The sequence below is a fragment of the Hymenobacter nivis genome, from assembly GCF_006439025.1.
Classification (GTDB): Bacteria; Bacteroidota; Bacteroidia; order Cytophagales; family Hymenobacteraceae; genus Hymenobacter; species Hymenobacter nivis_A.
Window position 1 is genome coordinate 273491 of sequence record NZ_RCYZ01000003.1, and the last position, 26057, is coordinate 299547.

General features: G+C 66.0%; 28 protein-coding genes. 7 read left to right on the top strand and 21 right to left on the bottom strand.

All coding sequences use genetic code 11. The features are described from left to right. Positions 1-78 precede the first annotated feature (78 nt). A complete protein-coding gene (locus EAH73_RS09000) occupies positions 79-819 on the top strand; it encodes a hypothetical protein (protein ID WP_140466157.1) in 741 nt (246 codons plus the stop codon). A 59-nt stretch (positions 820-878) separates the two neighbouring features. On the opposite strand, the gene murI is transcribed toward EAH73_RS09000, so the two are convergent. The 4 genes from murI to EAH73_RS09020 all read right to left on the bottom strand — a co-directional run bounded on the left by murI (position 879) and on the right by EAH73_RS09020 (position 3932). Continuing rightward, a complete protein-coding gene (murI, locus tag EAH73_RS09005) occupies positions 879-1715 on the bottom strand; it encodes a glutamate racemase (RefSeq protein ID WP_140466158.1) in 837 nt (278 codons plus the stop codon). A 232-nt stretch (positions 1716-1947) separates the two neighbouring features. After that, a complete protein-coding gene (locus tag EAH73_RS09010) occupies positions 1948-2442 on the bottom strand; it encodes a hypothetical protein (protein ID WP_140466159.1) in 495 nt (164 codons plus the stop codon). Between the two features lie 45 nt (positions 2443-2487). Next, positions 2488-3054 carry a hypothetical protein gene (locus EAH73_RS09015; RefSeq protein WP_140466160.1) on the bottom strand — a complete coding sequence of 189 codons (567 nt, stop codon included), beginning with the start codon at positions 3052-3054 and terminating at the stop codon, positions 2488-2490. 38 nt (positions 3055-3092) lie between these two features. Further along, positions 3093-3932, bottom strand: a complete 840-nt coding sequence (locus EAH73_RS09020) for a hypothetical protein (protein WP_140466161.1) — start codon at positions 3930-3932, stop codon at positions 3093-3095. A gap of 239 nt (positions 3933-4171) precedes the next feature. Here EAH73_RS09020 and EAH73_RS09025 point away from each other — a divergent pair, with 239 nt between their 5' ends. Further along, positions 4172-6286, top strand: a complete 2115-nt coding sequence (locus EAH73_RS09025; RefSeq protein WP_140466162.1) for a heavy metal translocating P-type ATPase — start codon at positions 4172-4174, stop codon at positions 6284-6286. 107 nt (positions 6287-6393) lie between these two features. On the opposite strand, the gene EAH73_RS09030 is transcribed toward EAH73_RS09025, so the two are convergent. Genes EAH73_RS09030 through EAH73_RS09045 form a run of 4 tightly spaced genes read right to left on the bottom strand, consistent with a single transcriptional unit; the run spans position 6394 to position 10342 of the window. Next, positions 6394-7005: a M949_RS01915 family surface polysaccharide biosynthesis protein gene (locus EAH73_RS09030; protein ID WP_410503756.1), complete on the bottom strand. Its 612-nt coding sequence runs from the start codon at positions 7003-7005 to the stop codon at positions 6394-6396. A 16-nt stretch (positions 7006-7021) separates the two neighbouring features. Next, complete coding sequence (locus tag EAH73_RS09035) at positions 7022-7537, bottom strand: WG repeat-containing protein (RefSeq protein WP_140466164.1); 516 nt, start codon at positions 7535-7537, stop codon at positions 7022-7024. 50 nt (positions 7538-7587) lie between these two features. Continuing rightward, entirely contained in the window at positions 7588-9525 is a 1938-nt protein-coding gene (locus EAH73_RS09040) for a DUF4153 domain-containing protein (protein ID WP_140466165.1), read from the bottom strand. A 4-nt stretch (positions 9526-9529) separates the two neighbouring features. Next, entirely contained in the window at positions 9530-10342 is an 813-nt protein-coding gene (locus tag EAH73_RS09045) for a hypothetical protein (protein WP_140466166.1), read from the bottom strand. 214 nt (positions 10343-10556) lie between these two features. On the opposite strand from EAH73_RS09045, the gene EAH73_RS23030 reads away from it, so the two are divergent. Further along, positions 10557-10838, top strand: coding sequence for a hypothetical protein (locus tag EAH73_RS23030; RefSeq protein WP_161599490.1), 282 nt, complete (start codon positions 10557-10559; stop codon positions 10836-10838). Positions 10839-11079: 241 nt separating this feature from the next. Then, a complete protein-coding gene (locus EAH73_RS09055; RefSeq protein ID WP_140466168.1) occupies positions 11080-12267 on the top strand; it encodes a zinc ribbon domain-containing protein in 1188 nt (395 codons plus the stop codon). Positions 12268-12388: 121 nt separating this feature from the next. Here the strand turns inward: EAH73_RS09055 and EAH73_RS09060 are convergent, their stop codons facing one another. Beyond that, positions 12389-12868, bottom strand: coding sequence for a hypothetical protein (locus EAH73_RS09060; RefSeq protein ID WP_140466169.1), 480 nt, complete (start codon positions 12866-12868; stop codon positions 12389-12391). Between the two features lie 146 nt (positions 12869-13014). Here EAH73_RS09060 and EAH73_RS09065 point away from each other — a divergent pair, with 146 nt between their 5' ends. Continuing rightward, positions 13015-13710, top strand: a complete 696-nt coding sequence (locus EAH73_RS09065) for a hypothetical protein (RefSeq protein WP_140466170.1) — start codon at positions 13015-13017, stop codon at positions 13708-13710. A gap of 49 nt (positions 13711-13759) precedes the next feature. On the opposite strand, the gene EAH73_RS09070 is transcribed toward EAH73_RS09065, so the two are convergent. The 6 genes from EAH73_RS09070 to EAH73_RS09095 all read right to left on the bottom strand — a co-directional run bounded on the left by EAH73_RS09070 (position 13760) and on the right by EAH73_RS09095 (position 17947). Further along, positions 13760-14467: a hypothetical protein gene (locus EAH73_RS09070; RefSeq protein WP_140466171.1), complete on the bottom strand. Its 708-nt coding sequence runs from the start codon at positions 14465-14467 to the stop codon at positions 13760-13762. A gap of 11 nt (positions 14468-14478) precedes the next feature. Beyond that, entirely contained in the window at positions 14479-15279 is an 801-nt protein-coding gene (locus tag EAH73_RS09075) for a hypothetical protein (RefSeq protein ID WP_140466172.1), read from the bottom strand. 93 nt (positions 15280-15372) lie between these two features. Then, positions 15373-15912: a DUF4303 domain-containing protein gene (locus EAH73_RS09080; RefSeq protein WP_140466173.1), complete on the bottom strand. Its 540-nt coding sequence runs from the start codon at positions 15910-15912 to the stop codon at positions 15373-15375. Between the two features lie 40 nt (positions 15913-15952). Then, complete coding sequence (locus EAH73_RS09085; RefSeq protein WP_140466174.1) at positions 15953-16540, bottom strand: hypothetical protein; 588 nt, start codon at positions 16538-16540, stop codon at positions 15953-15955. Next, entirely contained in the window at positions 16518-17078 is a 561-nt protein-coding gene (locus EAH73_RS09090; protein WP_205012984.1) for an SMI1/KNR4 family protein, read from the bottom strand. Before EAH73_RS09090 ends, EAH73_RS09085 begins: the two co-directional genes overlap by 23 nt. A gap of 92 nt (positions 17079-17170) precedes the next feature. Then, the gene (locus EAH73_RS09095; RefSeq protein WP_140466176.1) at positions 17171-17947 is read right to left on the bottom strand and encodes a hypothetical protein; all 777 of its coding nucleotides are present in this window, start codon (positions 17945-17947) and stop codon (positions 17171-17173) included. A gap of 166 nt (positions 17948-18113) precedes the next feature. Here EAH73_RS09095 and EAH73_RS09100 point away from each other — a divergent pair, with 166 nt between their 5' ends. Next, complete coding sequence (locus tag EAH73_RS09100; protein WP_140466177.1) at positions 18114-18797, top strand: DUF6882 domain-containing protein; 684 nt, start codon at positions 18114-18116, stop codon at positions 18795-18797. Between the two features lie 210 nt (positions 18798-19007). On the opposite strand, the gene EAH73_RS23380 is transcribed toward EAH73_RS09100, so the two are convergent. The 4 genes from EAH73_RS23380 to EAH73_RS09120 all read right to left on the bottom strand — a co-directional run bounded on the left by EAH73_RS23380 (position 19008) and on the right by EAH73_RS09120 (position 24246). After that, entirely contained in the window at positions 19008-20585 is a 1578-nt protein-coding gene (locus tag EAH73_RS23380; protein ID WP_140466178.1) for a TPM domain-containing protein, read from the bottom strand. A gap of 26 nt (positions 20586-20611) precedes the next feature. Continuing rightward, positions 20612-23083 (bottom strand): DUF4132 domain-containing protein, encoded by a 2472-nt coding sequence (locus EAH73_RS09110; protein WP_161599491.1) that lies wholly within the window; start codon positions 23081-23083, stop codon positions 20612-20614. 120 nt (positions 23084-23203) lie between these two features. Beyond that, on the bottom strand, positions 23204-23596 hold the full coding sequence (locus EAH73_RS09115; protein ID WP_140466180.1) for a hypothetical protein: 393 nt from the start codon (positions 23594-23596) through the stop codon (positions 23204-23206). Positions 23597-23643: 47 nt separating this feature from the next. Beyond that, on the bottom strand, positions 23644-24246 hold the full coding sequence (locus EAH73_RS09120) for a hypothetical protein (RefSeq protein ID WP_140466181.1): 603 nt from the start codon (positions 24244-24246) through the stop codon (positions 23644-23646). A 131-nt stretch (positions 24247-24377) separates the two neighbouring features. Between EAH73_RS09120 and EAH73_RS09125 the strand changes: the two genes are divergently transcribed. Continuing rightward, positions 24378-24608, top strand: a complete 231-nt coding sequence (locus EAH73_RS09125; protein WP_140466182.1) for a hypothetical protein — start codon at positions 24378-24380, stop codon at positions 24606-24608. Positions 24609-24622: 14 nt separating this feature from the next. Here EAH73_RS09125 and EAH73_RS09130 read toward each other — a convergent pair whose 3' ends face one another. Both EAH73_RS09130 and EAH73_RS09135 read right to left on the bottom strand, forming a co-directional pair. Then, positions 24623-25150 (bottom strand): GNAT family N-acetyltransferase, encoded by a 528-nt coding sequence (locus tag EAH73_RS09130; RefSeq protein WP_140466183.1) that lies wholly within the window; start codon positions 25148-25150, stop codon positions 24623-24625. A 91-nt stretch (positions 25151-25241) separates the two neighbouring features. Next, positions 25242-25925: an arylesterase gene (locus tag EAH73_RS09135; protein WP_140466184.1), complete on the bottom strand. Its 684-nt coding sequence runs from the start codon at positions 25923-25925 to the stop codon at positions 25242-25244. Between the last annotated feature and the right edge of the window lie 132 nt (positions 25926-26057).

Sequence of the window (26057 nt, forward strand, 5' to 3'; positions counted from 1 at the left end):
GGGCGGCACCGCGGAGCCGGGTGCAAGCGGCGGCAAGCTACGCCCGGTTATATTTCCGCATTGCTTACCACTGCGCCCATGAAACGATTTCTTTGCCTGGCCTTGCTGCTGCCGCTGCTATTCTGCGCACCGCTCCCGGGGCCCCAATTCAAAGAATGCCCGTGCACGCACACCGATCCGCAAAAGCAGCTCTACAATCAGGTTCTCACTGAATTAATAGAGCATCATTTCTATAATTATTATCTCCCCGAATCAGAGTCCGAAACAATTAATAAAAGCATTATAATTAGTAAAGGTATTGTTGTGAACACCTCGAAAATTGACCGTTTAGAAGCGCACTACCAGAACCAGCTATTCAACCACAAATCGCGCTTCAAAACAATTTATTTAGATACTGTTTCCCGCAAATCATTTGCCGGGTCCATTGATTTGCATTTGAATTCGCCAGGAATAGACTCGCGCTTCGTAGCAAAAATTAATGCGCTGCTGTCCCAGGTTGCCCCGCATGGCGAAGCAGCCGCTGCTGCGCAACTAATGACCATCCAAACGGTGATGGCACCGACCGATTTTCAACTTTGCACCGCCAGAATTGCCTACGCCGCCCCAAGGGCACCCCACGAATACGCTCGCGAACAGGACGCTCACCAATTTGGGCGCGTGCGCTTTTCAAACATCGTCTTCAACGCGAACAAAACCCAAGCGCTAGTGAGCTACGATTGGCACTGCGGCGGCAAGTGCGGTTTGGGTGAATTATTAATTGTGCACAAAGTAGCCGGCAGATGGCGCATCAAGCACGCCGAAATGATCTGGATTTCCTAGCGAGCCGGACGGGTTTTGCGCCTTATTATTATCAGGTTTAGGGCCCCGGGCAAACACCCCTACTCCCACAGCGGGTAGTGCTCCAGCTGCACTTCCTGGCCGAAGAAGATGCGCGTACTTTCCTCGAACGAGCGGGTGAAATCGGACACGTAGAAGTGATGGGCCGGCGGGGCCCCGGCGGCGGACGCGGCCAGCAGCTGGCGGGCCCCCAGGGCCGCGGCCACGGTGGCGGCCACCACGTCGGAGGGGTCGAGCACGGCCACGCGGCCCTGGTAGTAGGCGTCGATTTGGGGCTTGATGAGGGGGAAGTGGGTGCAGGCTAGCACCAGGGCGTCAATACCTTGCAGGGCCTCGTGGTCGAGGTAGGCGCGGATAATTTCCTCCGACACGCGGCCCGCGAAAAAGCCTTCCTCAATCATGGGTACGAGCAGCGGGGTGGCCAGCGCGTGCAGGTCCACGCCGCGGTCGAGCTGGTCAATTTTCTTGCGGTAGAGGTTGGAGCCCACCGTTTGCTTGGTGCCGATGAGGCCCACCGGGCGGCCGGCGTAGTGCTCGCCCACGTGCGCCACCACGGGGTCTATCATGCCCACTACCAAGGCTTTGGAGCCCACGTACTCGCGTACCAGCTCGTAGGCCGCGGCCGAAGCCGAGTTGCAGGCAATGAGGATGAGCTTGCAGTGCTGGCGCAGCAGCACCTCGCAGATTTTGATGGAATAGGCCTGGATGGCGGCGGTGCTTTTCTCGCCGTAGGGCAGGTGGGCGGTGTCGCCGAAGTACACCAGCCGCTCGTGGGGCAGGCGCTGGGCCACGGCGCGGGCCACGGTGAGGCCCCCAATACCGGAATCGAAGATGCCAATGGGCCGGGCGGCGGGGCTGGGGGCGGCGGGTGCGGTCATGGGGGCAAAGGTAGCGGGCGCGGCCAGGCGCGGGGCCCCCAGGGGCCCCGCTGGGTTTTGCCGGTTGGAGGCCCCGGGGCCCCCACCCTACTGCCTGGTGCAGCCTGGGCTTTTGCAGCGGGCCAGGCAGCTGCCCCGAGCGGAGAGCCAGCCGCCGGGGCCGCTGCCAAGGGTTAATTTTAAGCGTTAGAGCACCGCGTGAAAACTAACCGCGCGCGGCGCTGGGGCTCCATTAGCGGGCCGTGCGGGCCGCGCGCCGGCCTACCCACCAGCCCAGCGGGCCGGCCACCAGGCTGCCCAGCGGCATGATGTAAGCCAGGGGCTTCACGATGTAATTAAAGCACTCACTGCCAAAATATTCGCAAAAGCCAGCCACCGTCGCACCGTAGTAGGGCGCTAGGCGCAGGGCCTCGTCGGCCGCATTGTAGCCGCCCACCAGCACGATAATGGCCAGCGGGGTGAGTACCCCGTAGGCCGCGCCCCGCCAGCCGGCGCGTTGCGGCGGCTGGCCGCCGCTGCGCCGCCAAAAAAGCCACGCCCCCCCGTAAAGTATGGCCACCCCCAGCAGCAGGCTCGGGCCGAAATCGAACCGGCTTAGCCAGCCAAAATTCAGGGCCTCGCCGGTGTGCGCAAAAACCAAGGCCCCTACCAGGTAGATTAGGCCCACCCCACCGGTGGCGGCCCAAAAGACCGGGGTGCGGATAAACAGGCGAGCGGGCGGTGGCATAGGGTAGCGAATCAAACAAACGAAGTAAAACTACTACTAACCAGATTATTGGCTTTCCGCGTTGTACTTCTCAGGGGATGTTTTTTTGAAGAAGGTTTTGTCGACGGTAGCATCCGTGAAGTACGCTGGGACGGCGGCGCTGGTGCGGCGGTACGTCTCATCGGCCGACACACCCTGGCCGAAACCGCATTCGCCGTGGCCCGGCTCGGTTTCGATAACGACCGCTTGGGGCGAAAAAGCCAGCCGCAGCTGGCAGTCCAACATATCTTCCTCGCTCCGAATGGCGCAGCGCCCTACGCCCCGGCGCACCACCGCCCGCCGGTACAGGTTGCCGAGGTGAAAGGCAGGTGGCCCGTAGCATACATCCAGGGCCACCAGCACCGTCGAGTCCGACTCGGGGTACACGTAGAGCGTGCCGCCCGCCTCTTTGCGCTTGGGGTCGCCCCAGTTGTATTCACCGGCGTAAGAGGCTGTTAGCAGCGTAGTGCGCGGCGAAGCAGGTGCGGCGGCCGGGGGCGTAGCGGGGTTTTTGGCGGCCTGGTCGGCGGGCGCGGTGCAGGCCCCGAGGGTGGCGAGCAGCAGCCAGGCAGGGTGCAGGGATAAGCGAATCATGGGGAGTGAAAGGGCTAAAGAAGGCGGTTGCCGCCGGGCTACGGTTGGGCGGGGAGCTCCAGCTCGGCGTAGGTAAGGGGCACGCGGGTGGCTGCGGTGGCCACGTCGGCCTGGGGGTCGGCGTCGGGGTGGGCTTGCAGCAGCACCACGTGGCGGGCATCGCGCCAGCGGGCGGCGCGGGGGCCCCAGCGCTGCGGGTCGCGCGACCAGATGAGCTGCGGGGCACCGCTGCCGCAGCGGTACAGGCTGATATCGGTGGGGGTGCCGCCGCTGGTCACGTCCTCGCACACGCTGAGCAGGTAGCGGCCATCGGGCGAGGCGCTGGGTGCGCCCAGCAGGTGGGTGCGGCGGCCGGTGCGCTGGTCCACGAGCAGCACGGCGGGGCCCTCGTCGGTGGCTACGTCAACCACCCACTGGTGCACCTGCGGCAGGCTGCCCCAATAGTAGTAGCCGATTTCTTTACCCTCGGGGCCATCCTCAGCGGCGGGCTCGGGCTTCAGCGTCACGGCCGGGCCCTGGGCGGGGCGCAGGACGAGCAGCTCGCCCCGGCGCTGCACGCGGCCGTCGGTAGGCAGCGGGGCATCGGGCACGTGCGAGAGGCTTGCGGGCCGCTCATCGTCGCTGGGCCGGGCGGGCAGCGGGCCAGCGGGCAGCTTGGCAAAATCGGCCTGAGTGCTGGGGCGCAGTTGCAGAATGGCTAGCTGGTGGCCCACTGAATCGGCCACGGCCAGCGTATCGGCGGGGGCCCCGGCGGGGGTTGCGGGGGCCCCAGTGGCAGCGGCACTGGCGGCCGGCGGCGGGGCCGTGGTGCCAGCGGGCGGGTCGGAATGGCAGCTGGCGAGCAGCAGCAGCAGCGCGGGGCTCAGGTATGTTTTCATGCGAAGAAGAGTTTGGGGCGCTGCCGGTTGCGGGCGTTGGCATTGGCGTGGCAAAGAAATGCACAGGGCTGGTTTCGGCGCGGAGGGAGTAGTAGGACGCCGCCGTGAAAAACCGCCGCCGCCGCGCCGGCCCGCACACCTTTGGGCGGGCCGTTGCCGTATCCCTGTTGCGCCGCGCCTTGGCCGAGTTGCCGGGGCCCCTGCCGCCTTTCCGCTACCGACTTTATTTCCTGGTTTTCATGCCCGATCCTTCTTCCAACGACCTCCGCGAAGAGCTGAACACCGCCAAGCAGGCGCAGCCCGAAAACGTGGGGGCCCTCACCCGCGCCCAGCTCACGCCCCAGGCCGCCGCCGCGCCCCAGGGCCACGACGTGCCCGGCCACGACCACGCCGATGCCGGCCACGACCACGCCAGCCACGACCACGGCCACGACGGCCATGACCACGACGGCCACGACCACGGCCCGGCCGGCGACAACCCCTACCTGGCCCCCGCCATCAGCCTGGTGCTGATGCTGGCCGGCCTGGCCCTGGACTACTACAAGGTGGGCTTTTTTGCGGGCTTCGTGCGCCCCCTTTGGTACGGCGTGGCCTACCTGCTGGTGGGCTGGAATGTGCTGCGGGCGGCCGTTCAGAGCATTCCCAGCGGCAACGTTTTCAACGAGTTTTTGCTGATGGGCATTGCCACCATCGGGGCCTTTGCGCTGGGCGAATACGCTGAGGGCGTGGCCGTAATGCTGTTTTACACCGTGGGCGAGCTGTTTCAGGACGCGGCCGTGAACCGGGCCAAGCGCAGCATCAAGGCACTGCTTGAAATCCAGGCCACTGAGGTGGGCGTGCTGCGCGACGGCCAGCGCCTGGTGCTCGACCCCCGGGCCGTGGTGGTGGGCGACGTGATTGAGGTGCGCCCCGGCGAAAAGGTGGCCCTCGACGGCACCCTGCAATCGGCGCGCGGCACCTTCAACACGGCCGCCCTCACCGGCGAGTCGGTGCCCCAGACCCTGCAGCAGGGCGCCACCGTGCTGGCCGGCATGATCAACCAGGACACGCTGAGCGAAATTGTCGTCACGGCCGCGTTCCAGGACACCAAGCTGAGCAAAATACTGGCCATGGTGCAGGATGCGGTGGGCCGCAAGGCCAAAACCCAGCAGTTCATCACCAAGTTTGCCCGCGTGTACACGCCAATCGTGGTGGGGCTGGCCGTGCTGCTCACGCTGCTGCCCTACTTTTTTGTGCACGACTACGTGTTCCGCGACTGGCTGTACCGGGCGCTGGTATTCCTGGTTATTTCCTGCCCTTGTGCGCTGGTAATCAGCATTCCGTTGGGCTACTTCGGCGGCATCGGAGCGGCTTCCAAGGCGGGTATTCTCTTCAAAGGCTCCAATTTTCTGGACGTGCTGCGCGAGATTGATACCGTGGTAATGGACAAAACCGGCACCCTCACCAAGGGCGTGTTTGCGGTGCAGCAGGTGGTGGCCGCCCCCGGCCCTACCGGGGCAGCCCAAGACCCCGCCCGATTCACGGCCTTGGCCGCGGCCCTGGAGGCCAAATCGACCCATCCCATTGCCCAGGCGCTGGTGGCCTACGCCCCGCCCGCCAGCCCGCCCCTGGCCGTGGCCGACGTGGCCGAAATAGCCGGCCACGGCCTGCGCGGCCGCGTGGATGGCCAGGACGTGCTGGCTGGCAACGCCAAGCTGCTGCGCAAGTTCGGCGTGGCTTATCCCCCCGAAATCGACCAGGTGGCCGATAGCATCGTGGTAGTGGCCGTGGGCGGGCAGTACGCCGGCTACCTCACCGTGGCCGACGAGCTGAAGCCCGACGCAGCCCAGGCCGTGCGCGAGCTGCGGGCGCAGGGCATCACGGGCATCGTTATGCTCTCGGGCGACAAGGATACCATTGTGCAGCGCGTAGCCAAGGAGCTGACCATCAGCGAGGCCTACGGCGGGCTGCTGCCCGAAGACAAGGCCGCCCACGTCGAGCGCCTGAAGGCCGCCGGCCACCGCTTGGCCTTCGTGGGCGACGGCGTGAACGACGCCCCCGTGGTGGCCCTGGCCGACGTGGGCATCGCCATGGGCGGCCTCGGCTCCGACGCCACCATCGAAACGGCCGACGTGGTCATCCAAACCGACCACCCCAGCAAAATCGCCACCGCCCGCCGCATCGCCGTGGCCACCCACGCGGTGGTGTGGCAGAATATCTGGCTGGCCTTCGCCGTGAAAGCCGTGGTGCTCGCCCTCGGCGCCGGCGGCCTAGCTACCATGTGGGAAGCCGTCTTTGCCGACGTAGGCGTGGCCCTACTAGCCATCCTGAACGCGGTGCGGATTCAGCGCATGGACTTCACTAGCAAGAAGTAAGCGCAGGGCGTGATGGAAGGACTCGAATGTCGGCCGACCTCTTGTCATCCCCTGGCGAGTCGCCCTCCGGTATCGGCGGGGGCCCTGGGCGGCGCGGCGCGGTGGGGCTACTCGTCGCGGTGCTGCTGCCAAAGCTGGGCCGCGTGCTGGCGAAAAGCTACCGGGGCCGCCCGCAAGGCCGCGTCGAGGGTATAGGTGCCCCCATCGGGCGGGCCGCTGCCGCTGGCGATGCGAGTGGTGCCGCGCACCGCGTACTTGTGGGGGCCCTCATACATGATGATTTTCTGGGTGCTTGGGCTGACGTCGCCCCGGCAGGTGGTGCGGTACACCAGCCACACCTCGGCGGTGCCGTTGTGGTCGAGGTCGGTCACGGTGAGGCCCCTGGGGCGGAAGCTGGCTTGGATATCGAGGGGGCAATCGGCCTCAAAATCATGCAATTGCCAGGTGGGGGCCGGGCCAGCGGCGGAGTACTGGTAGGCGTAGAGGTCGGCACGCTGGCCATCGCTGCTTTGGGCCGCCGGGTCGGCCGCCGGGCCGCTCTGGGTGGCCAGCACGGTGTAGGTGCCGGTGCGGTCGGTGTAGCGCAGGGCCTGCACCACCCGGCCGCTGTGCCGCAGGGCAACGGGCACGGCAGCCGGGGCCAGGGGGCTCACCCGCAGTTGGGCCTGGGCACTAAAACTGAGCGGCAGGAGCGCCAAAAAACAAAAAAAACGCGGCATAAGAAGGGCAGGATTTTTAGGGCAAGGCCGGCGGCACGGGCCGGCCCTCGTGGTCAATATAATGCCATTCGGCGCAGCGCCACCACGAATGTTCGCCGTCGGTTTCGGAGCGGCAGCGGCTCCCCACCTGCGCCCGGCCGCTGTCGAAGGGGAAGGCGGCCTCGTAGCGCGGGGGCAGCACCACGCGCCCGGTGGCGGTGTCGGCGTAGCCGATGAGGCCGGTGGCACTCACAATGCGCATGAGGCCCTCGGCGGGGTAGTCGGGGCCGTTGTCGAAGAGGTAGGCCCGGAACAGCACCTGCTCCTGCCGGTTGATGCCCACCCAGCCCACGCCCGGCTTCAGCACCAGCGCCAACCGGTCGAAGCGCTTGGTAGCCGCCGTGGAGTAGCGTCCGAAGGGAATCACCGTGTCGCCGGGGGCCGCCACGTAGGCGCAGGCATCGTCGCGCTCGCGCACCACCAGGCACAGTGGCGGCGCGGGGCGGCAGGCCGTTAACAGTATAATGGTTAGCAATATAAGTTTGGGCGGCATAGTCGAGGTGGTACGTGGGCAGTTTGGTATCGTTCTCACCCCCCATCCCCCTACGGCGTAATTTCCAGCAGCCCTTCGGCCGAATAATAATACCGCACTTCCCCGCCATCCTGCTCCCGGTTGAGGGTCGTGATGAACAGGCGCAGCCGCATGTGGGCGTTGCCGGCCCGTAGCTCCACTGGGGCCGGCAGGTCGATGGAAGCGGCGGCGTTGGTGCGGCCGTAGCGGCGCACCAGCGAATCGGTGGGGGCCCGTAGCGCCAGGCGGAGCTGAGTGTGCCAGCGACCCGGCGGCCCCTGTTGCTGTTGCCGTTGCTGGAGTTGCAGGCTGTCGCCCGCGAAGTTGGTGAGTAGGCGGAAGGTGCCTTCGGGCAGGGGCAGTACCAGGCCCGCATCGCCGCGGCTGGTGGCGCTGTCGAAACTGAAGGCCGAGGAGCCGACGTCCTTCAGCCAGTAGCGGCCCTGGCCCAGGGCCACGTACTTGGCCGGGTCGCGGACGTAGAAATTGATGGAATTATTCTCGGGGCCTTCGTTGAGAGCGTTTTGCAGCTGGTAGGGCTCGTAGTGCTCGAAGCCGCTGAGCGCAAACGGCCGGTCTTGCCGCCACTCCTGCTGCTCGTAGGCATCGCGGTGGCGCAGCGAATCGGGCAGGTGCAGGGGCCCCGCAAACTGCAGCTGCAAGCGGGCCAGGGCATCGCACCGGCTGAAGAAATCGAACAGCGACGAGAGCCGCCCGCGCACCGGGCGCGGCAGGCTGGGCACCCGCCGGGCGGCCCCGTCGAGGCGGCCTTTTTGCAGCAGCTGGTAGCGGCTGGTGAGGGCGCGCAGCTGGGCGAGCTGGCTGCGCTCGGCCACCGCAAAGGCCCCCCAGGGACCGGCCGCCGACCCGAAGGCCAACCCCGCCAGCGTCACCGGCACCCAGATGATGCCCTGGCCCCGGCGCCACAAAAAGTAGGCGGCCATGCCCAGCAGCCACGCCGCCAGCAACAGCACAAAGTAGCGCTCCTCGGTGAGGCCATAGGCCCGGATGCGCGTGCCGATGGCCACCGCCAGCAGCCCCAGCAGCGGAAACAGCGCCCGGTAAAACCAGCGCGCGAAGGTGCGAATCCAGGTGTTTTCTGGGCTGTTGCGCAGCGGGTGAATGAGCAGCAGCGCCAGGATGCCGGCCACCGCCAGCGCCAGTATCAGCGCCAGTATCAGCGCCGCCACCCAGCCCTGGGGCAGCGTCCAAGTCAGCAAAATGCGCCCCAGGTAGGCGTAGAGAATGCCCACGTAGAGCGCCACCAGCGGCAGCAGCACAAATTGCGTGAACACCTTCAGGCCCCTGGGGTAGGGCGCGTCCTGCTCCAGAGCGGCAAAATCTTCGGGCACGCCCGCCAGGAAAAACCAGGTATTGAAGATCGTGGCCAGCCCCACAAATAGGTAGCCGAACAGGTCGGGGCTGAAATAAAAGCCGAACAGCTCGCGCACGGCCACCAGCGCCACCGCGCCGCCCGCCCACAGCACCCCCGCGTAGAGCCCGCCCGTGAGCAGCCGCCGCAGCAGCGCCTCGTTGTAGCGCCAGAAGCCGGGCGTGTCGGCCCCCCGGCGCAGCTCTCCTAGGTAGGGCGCGGCGGCCACGGCCAGGTGCAGGCCCAACAGCAGCACCGCCAACCGCAGGCCCCACACGAGGCCCGGCAGCGCCGGGGCCAGCACCGCCCAGCCCGCCAGCAGCGCCAGGGCCCCCGCCAGCGCGGCCCAGCGCCCGGCGGCCGGCCAGCGGTAGCGCGCGGCGGCCAGCGCCAGGGCCAGCGTGAGCGGTACCCCCAGGGCCCCCGCCGACAGCAGCGGAAACACCCAAACGGGCTGCTCGCCCTCCAGGTTAGAATAGGCAATGGCCTGGCAGCCAGCCACGCACACCACCGCTGCGCACAGCAGCGTGAGCGGGAAGCGCCGGGCTACCCGCCCGGCCTGGGCCGCTACGCGTTGCAGGGAAGGCAATTTGGTCATACACTTATTGCCACCACGGGCGTTTTTCCTCGATCCGGGACTGACGGTTTTTGGGGGCGGTGGGCTGGCCGTCCAGCGCGGCCATGTAAGTTTGCCAGCCGTTGCGCAAGTACTTATCACTCACCGAGAACTCACCCGCTCCGATGTCCAGGGGGCCGGCCTGCGGAATGCGGAAATCGCCCCAGTGGCAGGCTTTGCGCTGGCCGGTGGCGTAACTGGTCCAAGTGGCCACGCACTGGTTATTGGCCCAGCTGTCGGCCTGGGCACTGAGGGTATTGTAGCGGGGCTTCTCTTGCTTATCGAGATTATCGAGGTAGAAATGGGTGGTAAGGGTGCCCCGAATGGTGCCGCTGCCGGGTTGGCGGCGGTCTTCGGCCAGTTCGACGCGGCAGGTAATCTCGCCTTCCCGCAGCGGGGGGTACTCGGCGCTGGGAACCTTGTAAAGCCGGGCTCTCACTACCGTGATGGTGCCCGTGAAGGCGCATATATTGTTCTTCACCCGCGTTTTACCACTTACCCGGTACACGTAGGGGTTGGCCGCATCGGGGCGCACGCTGGTATAGTGCAGGTAGAAGCGCTGGTAGTTGGGGCCAATAAAACCCAGCGGCTCGGGGAAACTAACGAGTTGCTTGGAAGCATAAAACGCCAGCCGGTCGACGTGCCACAAGTAGCTCAGGTTGTGCGGCTTGAGAGTAGCGTAATAGTCGGTGCCGGGCGGAGGCGCTTGGGCCGAGCCGGCCAGCGGCCCCAGCAGCAGGGCCAGCAGGCAGCCGCAGCACCACCAGCGAGCGGCGAAGCAGGAGCGTAAAAGGCGCATACTAGCGTAGCATATTGGTGGCTGTTGAGCGCAAGCGCCGGCGGCCGGTGGGTACCCAAGCAGAGGCAGCCCCGCCACCGAAACTGCGGGCAAGTTATACCCGCTACTTCAATCGCCTCCCCCTCAATAAACGGCACCTTAGCGGTACGCCGGCGGCCCCGTAACAGGGGCACGTAGCAGACTCGGCTCACCCCTTGGCAGCGTACTTTGTGGAATGGAGCGCCTCATTCGTCGCCTGCTTATGGTGTGGTTGCTGCTGCTGGGCGGCGTGCTACTGGCTTACCACCTCGGCTATTCGTCGCTCGCCTACCCCCTGATGTGGGCGGTGGCTATCGGTAGCCCCATCGTAGTGCTGCTACTGCTGGCGCACACGGTGCTGGGGCTACGCGAGGTGTGGCACCGGGTGCAGGCGCTGCGCCGGGCCAGGCACTGGCGGCGCAAGCCAAAGGCCGATAACCGGTGGATGGACACCCAGTGGGAGGATATAGATGTATAACGACAAGCCCCGGCAAGGTGTCCGGGCTCTTTAGGGAATAGTAAGCCTGCTTCGCCACCGCCGCGCCCACCGTTGCAGGATGGCACGCACTGGCTCCGGCACGACCTCCTCCGTGCCTTTCGCCCAAGTGGGCCCCTAACCTTGGTGGCAACTCTGGCGCAGGCATTTGGGCGGCGAGTCGCTGCGCCGCTGGCTACTTTTACCCATCACGCAGCCGCCCCGTTCTGCGCATTGCCAAGCTATGGCCAAAACCATTCGCCCCATTTTATGCCCGCAGTGTGGCAGCCCGGCCAAGACCCCGCTCGGCCCCGACCGGTTTCGCTGCGACGCCTGCCAGACTGAGTACTACTTCGATACCGACGATGTGACCGTGACCGTGCGCCACCAGTACGCCACGCCCGCGCCGGTGGTCCGGCCGCCCCTGTCGTGGGGCCAGCGGGTGGCCATTGGGCTGTGCGCGCTCGTGGGCGTGGGGGTCGTGGTGTGGCTGGTACTGCTTATTGCCCAGCCGCGACAGTCAGGAGGGGCGGCTATGGTGGTTGCGAAACCCATTTTCTACCTCACCCACTACGTGTACGCCGATGCCGCGCGGCAGCCCGTGTACGTGACCCTGCGCACCCAGGCCCCGCGCTGGGGCTCCGACTCACTCACGCTTTACGCCGACTTTTTTGACCCGCGCATTGGCCGGCTGCGCCGCGAGCAGGTGCTGGAGCCCCTGGGCCGCCACCCCGACGACCACCGGTACACCTGGCACACGTTTCCCAACGGCCAAACGTATCTGCTTGGCAACGAGCACTTGTACCGCGTCGATACCCGCGCCAACCAGCTGGCGGACGTCACCAATACCCTGCTGGCCGACTACGCACCCGCCAGCAGCGGCGTGGCCGAGCTTACCATTGACCCCTATAAAGAGGCCCTGCGCGTGCTCACCAACGACGGCAAAACGCTGTACTACCTGCCCGCCACGGGCCGGGTATTCGCCGATGAGGAGGCCTTTTCGCAGGCGGCCAAGGCGGCGCAGCCCCCGCGCTATTTCAGCCTGGAGCAGCCCTACGAGCCGGGCCTAAACCACCAGCCCTACCAGCTGCTGCGCTACCGCGCCGGGGCCCCGCCGCTCGACCTCACCAACGGCCGCCGCTTCTTTGAGCCCCGCATCCTGTACCAAGCCCCCGATGTGCTGCTCATCGACGGGGCCCCCACCGCCAAGCCCGGCAGCCCGCGCCTCGTGCAGCGCCTCGACCCCGCCACCGGCCGCGTGCTCTGGAGCCTCCCCGCCAGTTGCTACGACGTGCAGGAAGCCGTGCGTACCCCCGACGGCTTCGCCCTGCACTACCGCACCGACTCGGAGCTGGACTACGTGCACGGGGCCCTGCTGCTGGCCGACGATGGCCGCGTACTGCACGATTTCCAGCGCAAGCGCATGGAATAGCCTGAGGGACAGATTTCTACCAAATAGAATAGCGACTGGGCAGCAATTGTTGCTGCGCTCCTTGGTAAGAAAAAGAGCATTTTTAGTCCCGCCAGCCGGGGCCCTATCCCTCCTGCAAACCTTAGTTCTGGCCTACCACGCTGGGTTGCAGGGTCTGGATGGTATGCTGAATCACGGCATCCATGGCGGCCTTGCGGGCGGCCGGGTACTCCCACAAAAAAGTAGTGAGCGTGTTACTTTTAAGCACCGTTTTCTCGTAAAAAATGGTGCCCTTCACCTGCCCCGACAGCACGTAGCCGGTGCGCGTGAGCTGGTCGAGGGTGAGGGTGGCGTGCTTCTCCTGCCAGCTCTGCCGGGCTATGCGGCGGTCAGCGGCCAGGCCACCATCCAGGGCGTTGTAGCTGGCGTAGGCCGTAAGCACCGTCTGCCCATCGGCCGACACGAAGCGGCGGCCGTCGCCATTTTCGGCTTCGGGCTGGGCGCGCAGGTCGGCCGGGTAGTCGATGCGGTAGCCGAAGCGGGCGTTGTGATAGGCGCGGTAGGCGGGCGGGGCCAGGGCGGCCAGGCCCAACACTACGGCCGATATAGAAGCAAGCGTCATAGGGAAGTAACTTGAACCTGAAATTAGGTTGATAATCGGCAAAATATCGGCCCTCTGACTGCTGCTGGTCCTTTAGTGACCCGGCAATCTTGCGTGGCCGCGCGGCAGCCCAAGTAGCGCAGCGCTTTTCTTTTGCTTCTTCGCCCATGCCCACCCACTCGCCCACCGACCTTGCTGCCCGGCCGGCCCAACTCAGCCTGGTACTGGTGCAGCCCACCGGCATGTCGGTGACAATGGCACTCCTGCTGGGCCCTATACTATTATTATCCAATGCATTGAGGCTAATCGCCGACCCCGCGCCGGGGCGCAACATAGCGGGCGCACTAATCGGGCTGGGACTGCTGCTGGGGGCCGGCTACCGGCTGGCGCGGGGCAACCGCCCCCGTCTGCTCCGCCTCGACCGCGAAGCGCTGCACTTGGAGCCGCTGGGCCCCACGCCCGGCCAGCACGCCGAAACCATCGCGCTGAGCAGCATCACGGCCTACACATACTGGCTCCGGCTGCTGCGGTGGCGGGGGTTTGCGCAGTTCCACCTGCGCCTGGAGCTGGCCGATGGCCGGGTGCTGCACCTGGCCGACCGCCCCGGCCCGCGCCCTACCGACATGGTGCAGCTCGATGCGCTGGCCAAGCGGCTGGCCCGGCGCCGCAAATCAGGCACGCGCCGCCGCCTACAGTTCTTCCAAACCGGCGCGGCGCGGGGGCTGCTCTGGGCTAGCGGGGGCGCGCTGGCGGCGGGCCTGGGACTGCTGGCGCTGGGCTACGAAATGGGACTGCCGCTATTGTTGCTGGCGGTGGGCTACGGAGCCACCTACTACCTGTGGCAAGATGCCCTTCCCGACTGATACGCCCCACCCCGCGCCCTGGCTACCGGCCAGCTAATCAGCTGAATGGCTAAGCACCCGGAAGCTCAGGCGCAGCAGGGCGTGGTGGGTAGTATCGGGCTGGTCGGCCACCAGCGGGATGCGCTTGCGCTGCGGCCCGCCGCGGTAATAGGTGAAGAGCGTATCGGGCCGAGGCTGGCTGGCCAGCAGCCCAAAGGCGCGCACGTACCACCGAGTCGCTAACGCGGGCTGTGGCCACGGCCTCGAAGGGGTAGTCCATCAGGTAGCTGTTGCGCTCATGCACCACACTCGTGCCCGGCCAGGCTTGGTGTTCCAGCAGGGCCAGGCGCCAGGAGTAGGTCAGGGCCATACGCAGGGGCACCTCATCGGCGGTGGAGGCCACGGTGGGCTCGGGGTTGCGGCCCGGGAAGAAATTCCAATGGTAGCCGGGGCGGGTATATTTATCTAACCCAAGGTAGGTGCCCCGAAATCGAAGCGTGTCGAGCCCGGCCGCCGTGGCCGCCGAAGCCGGCACAAATCGCACCCGCAGCAGCACCCGGCTGCGGTAGGCATCCGTGAACTGAAACGTGCTATCGGCTACCAGCGAATCGGGGGCCCAGAAGCTGCTCAAGGTATCCTGCCGGTTGAGGGGGCGGTAGCCGGCCGCCAGCGTTTCAAGCAGCGGCTTGAGGCGCGGCGGTACTTCCAGGGGCGAGTCGGGCCGGCAGGAACCTAGCAGGGGCAGGGCGGCGGCCAGCAGCCAGCGGGTACGGAGCATATGGCTGGCAGTTAGCGCGATACGGTGAGCTCGTCGTAGGTGACGCGCGCGTCATCGGCCATACTGCCGTCGGCCAGCGTGTGGCGGCGCTCGATGAGGACGCGGCCGGGCGCGGCCCAGCGGGCGGCCACCGGCTCCCAAGTAGTGGGCTCGCGCTCCCACAGCAGGCGCGGGCCGTCGGCCGTTATTTCTACCAAGGTCAGCAGGTTGGCTTGGTCGCCGCCGCCCAGGCCGGGGCTGGTGAGCAGCACGAAGCGGCCATCGGGCGAGGCCACGGGTTCGCCCATGAGCTCCACGTAGCGGCCGGTGCGCTGGTCCACCAGCACCGTGCCGACCGATTCCCAGTACCAGGCCCGCACCACCCACTGGTGCGCGGCGGGCAAGCTGCCCCAGTACATATATTTCACGCCCTTCGCGTTTTGCAGGGTAAACTCCGCATCGGGTGTGGAGGCAAGTTTGGCCGCGCTGCCCTGCGCGGGCTGCAACAGCAAGTCGAGGCCCTGGCGGCGCACCTGACCCTGGGAAGCGGGCAAGGGTTCCGCCTCCGGTTCGTTTGCCAACTCTGGCAAGCTGCTGGCCGGCAGCTGGTTGAAGGCAGCGACGGTGCTGGGGTGCAGCTGGGCCACCCGTTCGCCGGGCAGGTGCAGGGTATCGGTGGGGCCGGGAGCGGCAGGGCTGGCGGCGACGCTGGGCAGAGCCGCGGGCACCGGGGCTGCCGCTGGGGTAGCAGCCTGCTCGGTGGCGGGGGCATCGGGGCGGCAGGCGGCGCTGGCCAGCAGCAGCAGTACTGCCAGACGGGACGATTTCTTCATAAAGCCAAATTAAAGAGCTACTTATGAGGCACGCTTGAGTAGTAAGTATAGCCTGTTAAGCGCTTAGTTTGGGACGGTGGAGTAGTCAAAAACTTATGCTTCCCAGGTGCGCAGCCAAGCCAGGTACTCGTCGCCGTAAGCATTTGGGTTGAGCCGGCGAACGAGCTGCGCCAACTCTTCCGCCGGGGTGTCGCTGTCGGACACGTGGAAGAGCAGAAACACTTCCCGGCCCGCTGCCTGGTCGAAAAACCCCTGCTGCTGCAAGTCGGCCAACACATCGATGCAGGTGGTGTAGAGCTGCTGGCGAAACTGCTCGAAGGCCTCCTCCTCCAGCGCTTCGTATAGGGCCTGCGTGCCCAACTGCCGGCAGATGGCGTCGAACTGCGCGCTAGCCCCCACGTTTTCGTAACGCCACTCCGCCGGCTCAAACTTCGCACAAAGCTGGTCTTCCAACGGCTGGGTGGCCAGGTGCGCCAGCGTGTTGGTGGCGGGGCACACCGTCATCGCCCCCTCGTCGCTGTAGAGCGCAAAGCTGTAGATGCCCTCCGCGCGGTGCTGGGCCAGCACCTCGGTAAAAGCAGCTTGGGTGGCCTGCGTAAGCTGGCTTTTTAGGGCTTGGAAGTCAATCGCCATGTGGAGGGGTGAAGAGGCTAGTGGCCGGCGGCGGGCAGAACTATTCTTTGTAAATATCAAACTTCGCCAGCGGCACCCGGCCGAAGTTTTTGGCGGTGGTGGCCGTGGTGGTGCCGTGCTCGGGGTCGAGGGCGTGGAACCGCTCGCTGCCGTCGCGGTGCAGCAGCCAGGTGCGGCCGGCCGGGTCGTATTTAAAGGTGACGTAGCGCGTCCAGCGCTGGGCGCTGCCGCCGTAGTGCTCCACCGTGAAGTAGCCGTTTTTGATGGTCAGACCCATGAAGGGGTCGCCCATTATGCCGCCGCAGTCGATGCAGTACACGGCGTTGTCGGTGCGGCCGGCCAGGGTGTAGGTGCCGCCCGCGCCGCCCACAAACACCAGCAGCGGCCGCTTGGTGGGTTGGTCCACCACATCGGAGGTCTTTTGCTCGTTGGGCCGGTTGAGCACCACCAGCCAGTCGGGGGTGGTGTCGCGGTTGAGGTCGCCCCGCGCCGCATCGAGCACCGCGTAGCCGGGCGGCAGCAGGCGGCGGATGGCGGCCGGTAGCGGCGGCACGGGCTCGCGGGGGGCCTGGGCCGGGCCGGCCAAGGCCAGCAGACCCAAGTACTTAAAGAACGGTAAAATCATCATAAGTAGCATTTGCTTCATCGGACCCTGCCTCAGGCAGCAGCCCGCGCACGAAGGCCTCAAAATTGGGGGCCAGCGGGGTGATTCGGTAGTCGTCTTCTTGGTCGATGTGGACCACGGCTGGCTCGCCCTGGGGGCCGCAGGCGCGGTAGTCGAGCATCACCAGGTCGTGGCCGGCCGAGGGGCAGTCGGCCACTACCACGCCGATGGCCGGGTAGCCCCATTCCTCCTGCATAAACTGGCTGCCTTGGTCGCCACACAGCGAAATACTTTTCTCATAGCCAATGCCGCAAATAGCCGTAATGGCAATGTGGTCATCGGCCCAGCTGGTGGGCTCGGTGGTGGGGAAGCTGGTATTGACGGGCACGCCGCCGTTGCGTACCCGCATCAGGGCCACGTAGAAGGCGGGCAGGCGGTAGCCGAGGTCAGCCTCCACGCGGGCAATCAGCTCGTCGGTGGGCGCGGGCTCGGTGTAGGATTTTTGGGCGTAGGGGGCATCGTCCCAAAAGGTTTGCGCATCGAAATCAGGAGGCAAGGTCATCGGGCTATTGAATAAGAGCGATAAGAGAAAGGATGAATCTGGTGGTAAACGCTTACTCAGAAGAGAAAAACGGCAATCCTTACAATACAAAATCAGCATCGACCAGCCGCACCACGTGGGGGCCCCGCCGGGGGTAGTGGGCGGGGGTAATCGCCTAGGTGCTTGGACTGGCCCTCGTGGGTGGCCAGGCTCGCCAATATGGCCGTTTTGAGCGCGGCCGTATCGGTGTAGCGCAGCGGCTGGCCGCCCACGCCCTGCCGCCCGTTGCCAAAGAACAGCATCAGGTTGGTCTGGGGTGGGATTTTATGGTCGAAATAATACAACACGTCGAGGCCAAACTGCTCGCACAGGGCCCCCAGTGCGGTCAAAAAATCGGACTGATGCGCCAGCGGCAGGTGGCAGTCGAGGCGCAGCAGCGCCACTTCTGCCCGGTGCTTGCGCGGGCGGCTGGCCACTGCTTGCAGCGAGCCATCGCCGTAGCTATAGGGCGGTGTGGGATCTTGCGGCGCGGCGCGGTGCAGGCGCAGCGTATCGGGGGGTAGGGACTCGGCAGTGGAGGTGGCTTGGTGCTGGCGCAACACTTTTTCCAGTTCGCCAGCCAAGTAAAAGGTATAGTCCGTCAGTGCCCAGTCGCCCAGCACAAGCCGCACCAACGGACCATGCGCGTAGACGTCCAAGTACCCGTCAGGGTAGCAGGCGGCTACGGCGCGCACCGCGGCTAACAGGGCCGCCGGGTCGGGGGCCTGCACGGTAGCTGTCAGCTCGGCCGGCCCACCCGAAGAGCCCCCAATGCCGGGCCGGTACGCAAAGAAATCGAAATGGTAGAGGCCCTCAGGGAAACCGTAGTACCAGTAGACACCGAGGAGCATAAGCGCTGGGAATAGCCGAATTCTCCTACCCAGTACGCTCGCCCGCTGGCCCACGTTGGCTGGGCAGCAACCTTGTCGGGGTTTGAATGGTAAAGCCTGGCGGGCGGCGGCCAGCGTTTTTCGCAGGATTTCCGCGCCGATAGTTTCAACCTTTTCCGCCGTGCCCATGACGCCTGACCCTAGCCCCGCCCAAACCGAACAAGAGCTGCTGGAGCGCTACGCCGCCCTGGCCTTTGACCGCCAAACCGACCTCCACGAAGTCATCGGCGACAATGACTGGAACGCCGACATGACGGCGGGCACCATCTCCTTTGGGCCGGGGCTAGTGTTTCCGGTGCAAGTGCTGGGCACGTTCTCACACGCCTCTGAAACCTGGCTGTGGGCCTGGGCCAATGCGCAATCCAACCTGCCGCCTCGCCTGCTCGGCCAGGCGCAGCAATTGCGGGAATATGGTGAGCAGCACGGTATTGAGATGCTCACAGCGCCTGATTTTGATGCAACTATGCAGGATTTGCACGTCATCGGCTCCATTGCCTCGGGCATGTGTGGGGCCAGCGCCTATTACTTGGCCAACTACGGCCAGGGCACGATGGTGGTAACTATCAAAAGCGAGCAGATTGACCAGGTGCCCAAAATCGATTTTGCCCGCATTTCCACTGTCTTTCCGCAGGTTATCAGCGTGTTTGAGCTGCGCCACCGGCCGGCCTTTATCCACTACCTCACCCAAAAAGGCTATTCAACCACCGAAACCGCCGATACGGTAAGCGCGGCCGTAGACTCCGGTACGCTCACCGCTACTTTCGACGACCTGGGCCGGCTGAGCAGCCTCCGAGGCGATAGTGGTAGCTAGGGTTTGCCTGCCAGGTATTCAACTGCGGCCACGACTACGCGCCCTAGGGCCCAGCGTGGGTGCAGCAGCAAGCCGCTGCCAAACAGCCCCTCGGCATCACCCACCTTTTATAATCTGCTGAATAGTCGCCGGAAAAAGTGCGCGGCCCAAGCCAACCGCTTGCAGCACAAGCTTTGGTTAAGGCGCGGCCCGCAGCCAGGCCCCCAACTATCACCAGCTACTGCCTGCCCCGCCCCCACCCGACGACCCGCCGCTGCTACTAGAGCTACTGCTGGAACTGCTACTACTACTGCTACCCGAACTGCTACCCCACGACGATGAGCTACCTGAGGAGCTAGCGGCAGGGCTCGGCCGCTGCGGAATATCCTCACGGGTTTTCTCCTCGTGCTGGCAGAAACGGCACTTTTCTACCCGCCAGCCCCAACCCTCGGCTTGGGTAGTGGCGGCCTTTTCGACCCGCAGTCGGCCAGGCGCTAGGGTGTGGCGGTGGCAGGCAGGGCACGTGCGCATCCTGCTGTCGGGGTCGGCGTAGGCGAGCGCGAGGTGGTGGCCATTGGCGCACTGCCACACGTCGTAGTCGATGGCCTTGGCTTTTTCTTCGGCCTGCTGGCCGGGCTCCAGGTGGTCTTTTTCGGCGGTAGGGCCAAGCTTTTGCATGGGCTGGCCGCATTCGGGGCAGGCGAAGGGCGCATCGCGCAGGGCCGCCACGTGCCGCCGGTACCAGGGCCAATACAGCAGCAGCACCACCGGAAACAGGTAGGCCGTGAAGGCCAGCCCCTGGTGTGCCGCTTGCAGCTGCTGGTATGCTTCGGGCCGATTTAGGGGCCCCACCGGCCGCCGCGCCCGCCAGTACTGCCACCCAAAATAAGCGTGTAAATACAGCAGCGGCAGCCCGTAGAGGAAAGCAAGAAATGCCCCCGTAGTTAATTCGTCTTGCAGCGTGGCCACCACTAGGGCCCCCAGTACCGCCAGGGGCACCAACACCAGCCAGCCGCGCCCGCGCACACCCCGAGTGGTACCGTACCATAGCCGCAAGTACACAAAAAGGGCCAGCACGGCCGCCACCAGCGTGCCTACCGGGGGCCCCGGCTCAGGGGTGGCGTAGTAGGCGCCCAGGTCTTCGCCGGGTTGGGCAGTATTCAGGGGGTCTTCGCCGTCCAGCATCCCGTTCCGTGCCATCACCGCCCGTTTCAGGCTGTCCATGTAGAATTGGGTGGAGTCGGCCGACGTGCGCAGCACCGGCTTGGGCAGCGGGGCGGGCGGGCGCAAGTGCCGTATTAGGGCCCCTACGCCGGCTTGCACGGCCCCGTCGTAGTCGCCGGCGCGGGCGGGCTCCAGCATGTAGCGCTGCTGAATGCGGTAGCAAATAATATCGGGGAGGTCGGCTTCCAGGCCGTAGCCAGTTTCAAACTCTACGCGGCGCTGGTCGAGCACCAGCAGCATAAGCAGGCCGTTGTTGGTGGCCTTGCTGCCAATTTTCCACTTGTTGAACAGCGCCGTGGCAGCCGTTTTGGGCACCACCTCGCCCAGGCTGCGCACCAGCACCACGTCGATGTGCGCCCGGCCGCTGCGGTCGAGGCTATCGAGGCGGGCGTTGAGGGCGGGCGCGGCGCTGGGCGGCAGCACCCCGTCGGGGTCACTCACGTAGGCTTCGCCCAGCGCCTTGGGGTCGGGGATGGTGGTGAGGTAGTTGGCAGCCGTGATGGGCGTCGGGGCCGTGTTGTTGGGCCGGCAGCCACCGAATAGCGTTAGCCCTAATAGCCAGTACCACAGGCGAAAACGAAGCATAAGCAATAGATTACGGGTAACTTAGGCTATAGCTGGCGCAGAATAGTCTCGTCGGTAATCTTGTCGTCCTCCATCAGCAGCAGGGCTTTGCTAAGGATGATAGAGAGTACGGCGTCGCCCTCGAAGGGCAGGAATACGTCGGGGTCGCCCAGCTTTTTGGCCGAGCGGTCGGGCACGATGCACAGGTACTGGTCGTTGGGCTCCATGAGGATGTTGCCCGAGCCGAGGTGGATTTTGTAGACGTGGCGGTGGCCCTTCACCACCAAGAAGTTGCCCTTGATTTCGCTCACCTTACCGATTTTGAGGCGCGGCACCAGGCGCTCCAGGGCCAGCTTGCGGTTTTTGGCCACCTCGCCTAAGTCGCCGAAGCTGTAGCTTTCCCAGTAGTTGCGGTACTGGGCCAGGCCGCCGTTGTCGCGCCACTGCGGGTCGTTGCCCACGCTGGCCACGCCCACAAACAGGTCCACGTCGCGCATCACCTCCGAAAACGCCAGCGGCGGCACCTGGGGCAGCGGCACCGGCTCGTCGGCCCGCACAAAGCGTACCTGGTCGGTGCTCACGTAGTTGTAGATGCCGGTGTCGTTCCACTCGCCGTCGGCGTACACCTCGCTCACCCAAAACTCGGCCGTGAGGCCGTGGGCGGGCAGGGCCAGGCTGGCCGTTTCGGTGTCGTAGCCCTTGTCGTAGGCCCCCAGCAGGCTGTAGCGCCAGCCGCGCAGCTTGGCTAAGCTGTTGAACTGGTGCTGCTTGAGCACGTGGGCAGCCATGCGGTTGGAGTAGGTGGCGGTGCGCTCCTCGGGCGGCGTGAGCAGGTACAGCTCGCGGTAGGCCTGCTTGAGGGGCTGGCGCAGCTCCCGGCCGTCGAGCAGCGCGCGCCAGGCCAGCACCTCCTCGGCCGGAGCCAGCACGGGGTGCCACAGCTGGAGCAGCGCGTCAGCGGTGGGCGCGGGCACGGGCTGGCCCTGCGCATCCTGCCAGGTATCCTCCCAAAAAACAGCGTCGTGGCTGGTGCCGTCGGGCTGGTGCAGCCGCCAGATGAGCGGGCGGGCCAGCAGACTCATCAAACCATGATTCAGGTAGTACTGCTCGAACCAGGGCCAGGGAATGCGGCGGCCTTCCGCGAAGCTGCGGTCAAGGCGGTCGCGCTGGGCGGTGTAAGTCTGCTGGGCGGTAGTTTGGGCGGCTTTCAGCTCCTTCAGCTCGTCGGCGTGGGTGGCTTTGAGGGCCCCGGGGGCGCTTTTGAGGGGCTTGCCGGTCTTCTGCCAGTGCAGCTCCGCCTTGCCATGGGCGAGGGTGAGCGTGGCGGTGTAGTCGCCCAACTCCTCCACCAGCCGCCCGTTTTCGAGCCCAAAATCCGGCACGGCCATGTCCTCAATCTCGGCCGGGCTCACGCCCAGCTTCGCCGATTCGCGCTCGATGTGCCGGGCAATCAGCTCCTGGGTGTTGCTCTGGCGGATTTTGCCGCGCACCCGGGCCAACGCCGCCACGCCGGGCAGGCCGTTTTGCGAGAGGGCCAGCAAGCCGGCGTTGCCCAGCCCGGCCGCCAGGGGCCCCTTGCCCGGAATCTTGCGGAAGCACTTGGCCACCAGCGCCGTGAGCTGGGCCAGCACTGCCGCGTCGGCCAGCGGCTGCATCGTCCAGACGAGGCCCTTGGCCACGGTTAGGTTCGGCTCCGTCAGGAAGTCCCAGGAGGAATAATGGTATTCCCGGCCGCTGTCGTAGGTAGTTACGTGCTGCTGCTCGGTCACCGGCGTATCGGCCAGCAGCTGGAGCCAGGCGCGCCCCTGCTCACGTACCGCCTCGGGGCCGGTGGCAGCCGTGGCGGCATCCAGTTCCTTGCGCAGCTTGGCGGTGGGCTGGCCGGCGGTGGCCTTCTGCCACTGTTGCAGCAGGCCCAGCCAGGCGGCGGTGCGGGGTGCGGCGCGGTCGAGGCCGGCCACAAACTGCTTTAGGGCCTGCCCCAGCGGGTCGCCATCAGCAAAGACTACGGTGGGCAGCGCGTTGTCGCCATCGGCGGCCTGGCCCAGCATTTCCTGGGTTTTGAGGTGAATTTTGAGCAGGTCGCCGGCCTGCCCCGCGCTGCGGTCGCGCAGCTGCCGCAAAAATGCCAGCATCGGCTCGCCCAACGGCGCGCGCTTGGCCAGCTTGGCTACCTGCCCTAGGGTCAGCAGCACTGGAAATGGGTAGACGTGCAGCGACACCTCACCGGGCTGGCTGAAATCGAGCCCGTAGCTGGCAAACAGCCGCAGATAATCGGCCTCGGTTAGGCTGAGCGTGGTGCGCATGAGGGCCGTTAGCACCTCGCCCAGGCCCCAGCGAATTTGGTAATCATCGTTCTGCACTATGTTGTTGAGGGCTGCTGCCAAACCCAGCACCATGCGGCTTTGGTAGGCCATATCCTGCGCCCGGATGGACAGGTAAGCTGGCAGTTCATTGAGCTTAGTACCATATCTTTTGGCTAGCAGCTGTGGAATCAATTCCGACAGCACAGAACGCATTTCGACAGCTTCGGCACTTGGGTCTTCTAAGAGGGCCTTCCGGAAAGAGTTTTTGGCAGAAGCAGGCATAGCGGCGGGACGGGTAAAAAGGGCAAGGAATCGATGCAGCAAACCCATAGCTCAGCCGCCCACCAGCGGCGTGAGCTTCACGAAGCTGGCCGTGGCGCCCTCACCCAGCCACACGGCCTCGTCCAGGCTTTCGGCCTGCCGGTCGTTCACGAGCACAAAAAAGCCGTTTTGCTGAAATGCTTCGAGGGCCCGGTACACCTGTTGCTCGCCGTCGATGCGCTTGGCGGGCCGCAGCTGGTAGCCGTTGAGCACGCGCTCCGACTCGGTGGGCTGGATGAGGCCCCGGAAGGTGCCGCCCTGCTGCGCGTTGTAGGCGTCCACTTCGTCGTGCACACGCCGGGCAATGAGCTCGCGCACGGTGAGGGTTTCCTGGCTGATTTCCAGCTCCAGGCGGCCAATGATGCTGCCGCTGGCGGTTTCATCGAGAATGGTGAGTATGGGCATGATGGAAGGGCTTTGGCGGGGTAAGATGGGCTTTCTACTGGATAAACTCAGGCATTGTCCAGCCCCTCCACCCAGGCGGCGTAGTGCGGCCCGGCCCAGGTGCGCAGGCGCGGAAACAGCCAGGCCGCCGCCCGCGGGGCCAGGTTGAAGCCGCGCGCATCATCGATAAAAGGGTCGTCCTCGAAGGCGGTGAGGGCGTGGTGGCGGGCGGCGGCGCACAGTAGCAGCTGGCCCGCGGTATCGGCCAGGGTGGCGCCGGCCTCCCAGCTGCCGGCGCCGTGCAGCAGCTGCTGGTAGCCGTCTGCGGGCTGCGCCAGGTTCAGCAGCACCGGGTCGGCGCCGGTATCCCCGAGCAGGAAAAAAGCGGGGTTCCAGTTGGTGATGGGCTGCTGCGTGACGGGGTTCCAGCTGTAGCCGGGCTGCTGGGGCCCCAGCCGGGGCAAGCCGTAGAGCGTGAGCGGGTTGCCGACCGTATCAAAGTACACGTCGTGCGCGGGGGCCACGCGGTCGAGGTAGGCCACGAGGTCGGGCGGCAGGGGTTGGGGGTAGGCAGCGGCCAGCCGGGCGGCCGCGCCGCCGCGGCCGGGGGCAAAGGGCAGGCCACCGGGCCAGAACTGTTGAATTTCGGCAAAGGCAGCTTCCAGCGTCATGGCGGGCGGGTAGAAAATGTTTTCGGCCCAAACATAGGCAGCGCGCCCGCAACCGGGGGCCCCGGGGCCCGCGGGTTTTCGCCCGGCGGGGCCCTACCTTGCCGGGGCTTTTCACTTCCGCCTTGCCCGCCATGAGCAGCACCGTTTTGGCCGAAATTGACCGGGCCCTGGCCGCCCGCGCCCCGCACCTGGGCCGGCCCGTGGCCATTTACCTGGGGGCCCGCAAGCTCACCCAGCTCACCCTGGATGCGGCCCGGGCCCCGCTGCCCGGCCTCAGCACCGCCGCCGGCCGGCCCCTCGCCTACCACCACTTGGAGCTGCTGCGCGACGAGGCGAACGCGGACGGCCTGCGGGTGATTTAGTATTGCCCGGGGCCCTATTTGGCGGCGAAGCGCTCTAGTAGCACCACGTCGCAGCCGTGGTAGGCAGCCCGGTCAAACTCCCGGTAGCCCAGCTTGGCGGCTAAGCCCCGCGAGGGGGCATTGGCCTCGTCGATGAGGCAGACGGTGCGCGGGGTGGGCAGGTGAGCGTCGCCCCAAGCCTGGGCGGCCCGGGTGGCCTCGGTGGCGTAGCCGCGGCCGTGGACGTGCGGGGCCAGCACCCAGCCCATTTCCGGCCAGCCTTTTATGGAGGGCTCGATGGCGCGCTGCCACTCGCCAAAGCCCACGTTGCCAACGAACTGGCCGGTGGCTTTTTCCTCCACCGCCCAGTAGCCGTAGCCGAACAGGGCCCACACGCCGAGGTGGCGCAGCATTTTGGTCCACACTTCTTCTTCGGGCAGCGGCCGGCCGGCCAGGTACTGGTAAAAGGCCGGCTCCTGCCACATGGCTACGAATGGGGCCAGGTCGGACAAGTGGTGGCCGCGCAGCCGCAGCCGCGCAGTTTCGAGGACGGGGACGGTCATGGCGGGTTGAAGGTTAAAAGTGACGGGTTAAAAGTAAACCACGCCTTTTTACCCATCACTTCCAACTTTTAACTCCTTCGGTAGCCGGGCGTTAGCGCAGCAGCGGTTGCAGCGTGTGCCACACGGTGCGGGCCACGATGCGGTGCCCGGCCGGCGTGGGGTGGATGCCGTCTTTCTGGTTGAGCTGGGGGTCGCCGCCCACGCCCACGAGCAGGAACGGGATGAGGGCCACCTGGTTTTTGGCGGCAATGTCTTGGTAAAGCTGCTTGAAATCGGCGGCGTAGGACTGGCCCAGGTTGGGCGGAATTTGCATGCCGGCCAGCACGATTTGGGCCCCGGGGCTGCGGCGGCGCACCGTGTCGATGATGCCCTGGAGGTTTTCGCGGGTGGCGCTCAGGGGCAAGCCGCGCAGGCCGTCGTTGCCGCCCAGCTCCAGCACGAACACCGCTACCGGCTGGCGCAGCACCCAGCCCACGCGGCTGCGGCCGCCAGCGGTGGTTTCGCCGCTCAGGCCGGCGTTGATGGTTTCGTAGCCCAGCTTGGCCGAGTCAATTTTCTGGCCAATGAGGGCCGGGAAGGCTTCTTCGGGGTCGACGCCCAGGCCGGCGGTGAGGCTGTTGCCGAAAAACAGGATGCGCTTTTTGGTATCGGGCACGGGCGCAGCGGCGGGGGCCCCGGCGGCGGCGGCGGGCGTTTTATCGGCGGGGGCGTTGGAGTTGCACGCGCCCAGCCCGAGGGCGAGCAGCGCGGCAACCAGCGGAAGCGGCAATTTCATGGGCACGGGTTTGGGGGCAAAAGTCGGGGCGCGGGGCGAAAGTTTGCGCCGCTCCTCAAACGATGCGGGGGCCCCGGCCGTTATGCTGGCGGCGGGCGCGGGCTGTGGAGCCATAGCCCGTCGTGCTCACCT

Excerpts from the sequence above, each read along its gene's own strand:
- EAH73_RS09040 (WP_140466165.1), bottom strand. The coding sequence starts at position 9,525 with ATGACCAAATTGCCTTCCCTGCAACGCGTAGCGGCCCAGGCCGGGCGG.
- EAH73_RS09130 (WP_140466183.1), bottom strand. The coding sequence starts at position 25,150 with ATGACCGTCCCCGTCCTCGAAACTGCGCGGCTGCGGCTGCGCGGCCAC.
- EAH73_RS09135 (WP_140466184.1), bottom strand. The coding sequence starts at position 25,925 with ATGAAATTGCCGCTTCCGCTGGTTGCCGCGCTGCTCGCCCTCGGGCTG.
- EAH73_RS09015 (WP_140466160.1), bottom strand. The coding sequence starts at position 3,054 with ATGATTCGCTTATCCCTGCACCCTGCCTGGCTGCTGCTCGCCACCCTC.
- EAH73_RS23030 (WP_161599490.1), top strand. The coding sequence starts at position 10,557 with ATGGAGCGCCTCATTCGTCGCCTGCTTATGGTGTGGTTGCTGCTGCTG.
- EAH73_RS09080 (WP_140466173.1), bottom strand. The coding sequence starts at position 15,912 with ATGGCGATTGACTTCCAAGCCCTAAAAAGCCAGCTTACGCAGGCCACC.
- EAH73_RS09125 (WP_140466182.1), top strand. The coding sequence starts at position 24,378 with ATGAGCAGCACCGTTTTGGCCGAAATTGACCGGGCCCTGGCCGCCCGC.
- EAH73_RS09020 (WP_140466161.1), bottom strand. The coding sequence starts at position 3,932 with ATGAAAACATACCTGAGCCCCGCGCTGCTGCTGCTGCTCGCCAGCTGC.
- EAH73_RS09110 (WP_161599491.1), bottom strand. The coding sequence starts at position 23,083 with ATGCGTTCTGTGCTGTCGGAATTGATTCCACAGCTGCTAGCCAAAAGA.
- EAH73_RS09025 (WP_140466162.1), top strand. The coding sequence starts at position 4,172 with ATGCCCGATCCTTCTTCCAACGACCTCCGCGAAGAGCTGAACACCGCC.
- EAH73_RS09120 (WP_140466181.1), bottom strand. The coding sequence starts at position 24,246 with ATGACGCTGGAAGCTGCCTTTGCCGAAATTCAACAGTTCTGGCCCGGT.
- EAH73_RS09035 (WP_140466164.1), bottom strand. The coding sequence starts at position 7,537 with ATGCCGCCCAAACTTATATTGCTAACCATTATACTGTTAACGGCCTGC.
- EAH73_RS09115 (WP_140466180.1), bottom strand. The coding sequence starts at position 23,596 with ATGCCCATACTCACCATTCTCGATGAAACCGCCAGCGGCAGCATCATT.
- EAH73_RS09000 (WP_140466157.1), top strand. The coding sequence starts at position 79 with ATGAAACGATTTCTTTGCCTGGCCTTGCTGCTGCCGCTGCTATTCTGC.
- EAH73_RS09055 (WP_140466168.1), top strand. The coding sequence starts at position 11,080 with ATGGCCAAAACCATTCGCCCCATTTTATGCCCGCAGTGTGGCAGCCCG.
- EAH73_RS09100 (WP_140466177.1), top strand. The coding sequence starts at position 18,114 with ATGACGCCTGACCCTAGCCCCGCCCAAACCGAACAAGAGCTGCTGGAG.
- EAH73_RS09060 (WP_140466169.1), bottom strand. The coding sequence starts at position 12,868 with ATGACGCTTGCTTCTATATCGGCCGTAGTGTTGGGCCTGGCCGCCCTG.
- EAH73_RS09070 (WP_140466171.1), bottom strand. The coding sequence starts at position 14,467 with ATGCTCCGTACCCGCTGGCTGCTGGCCGCCGCCCTGCCCCTGCTAGGT.
- murI (WP_140466158.1), bottom strand. The coding sequence starts at position 1,715 with ATGACCGCACCCGCCGCCCCCAGCCCCGCCGCCCGGCCCATTGGCATC.
- EAH73_RS09085 (WP_140466174.1), bottom strand. The coding sequence starts at position 16,540 with ATGATGATTTTACCGTTCTTTAAGTACTTGGGTCTGCTGGCCTTGGCC.
- EAH73_RS23380 (WP_140466178.1), bottom strand. The coding sequence starts at position 20,585 with ATGCTTCGTTTTCGCCTGTGGTACTGGCTATTAGGGCTAACGCTATTC.
- EAH73_RS09045 (WP_140466166.1), bottom strand. The coding sequence starts at position 10,342 with ATGCGCCTTTTACGCTCCTGCTTCGCCGCTCGCTGGTGGTGCTGCGGC.
- EAH73_RS09090 (WP_205012984.1), bottom strand. The coding sequence starts at position 17,078 with ATGACCTTGCCTCCTGATTTCGATGCGCAAACCTTTTGGGACGATGCC.
- EAH73_RS09065 (WP_140466170.1), top strand. The coding sequence starts at position 13,015 with ATGCCCACCCACTCGCCCACCGACCTTGCTGCCCGGCCGGCCCAACTC.
- EAH73_RS09075 (WP_140466172.1), bottom strand. The coding sequence starts at position 15,279 with ATGAAGAAATCGTCCCGTCTGGCAGTACTGCTGCTGCTGGCCAGCGCC.
- EAH73_RS09030 (WP_410503756.1), bottom strand. The coding sequence starts at position 7,005 with ATGCCGCGTTTTTTTTGTTTTTTGGCGCTCCTGCCGCTCAGTTTTAGT.
- EAH73_RS09010 (WP_140466159.1), bottom strand. The coding sequence starts at position 2,442 with ATGCCACCGCCCGCTCGCCTGTTTATCCGCACCCCGGTCTTTTGGGCC.
- EAH73_RS09095 (WP_140466176.1), bottom strand. The coding sequence starts at position 17,947 with ATGCTCCTCGGTGTCTACTGGTACTACGGTTTCCCTGAGGGCCTCTAC.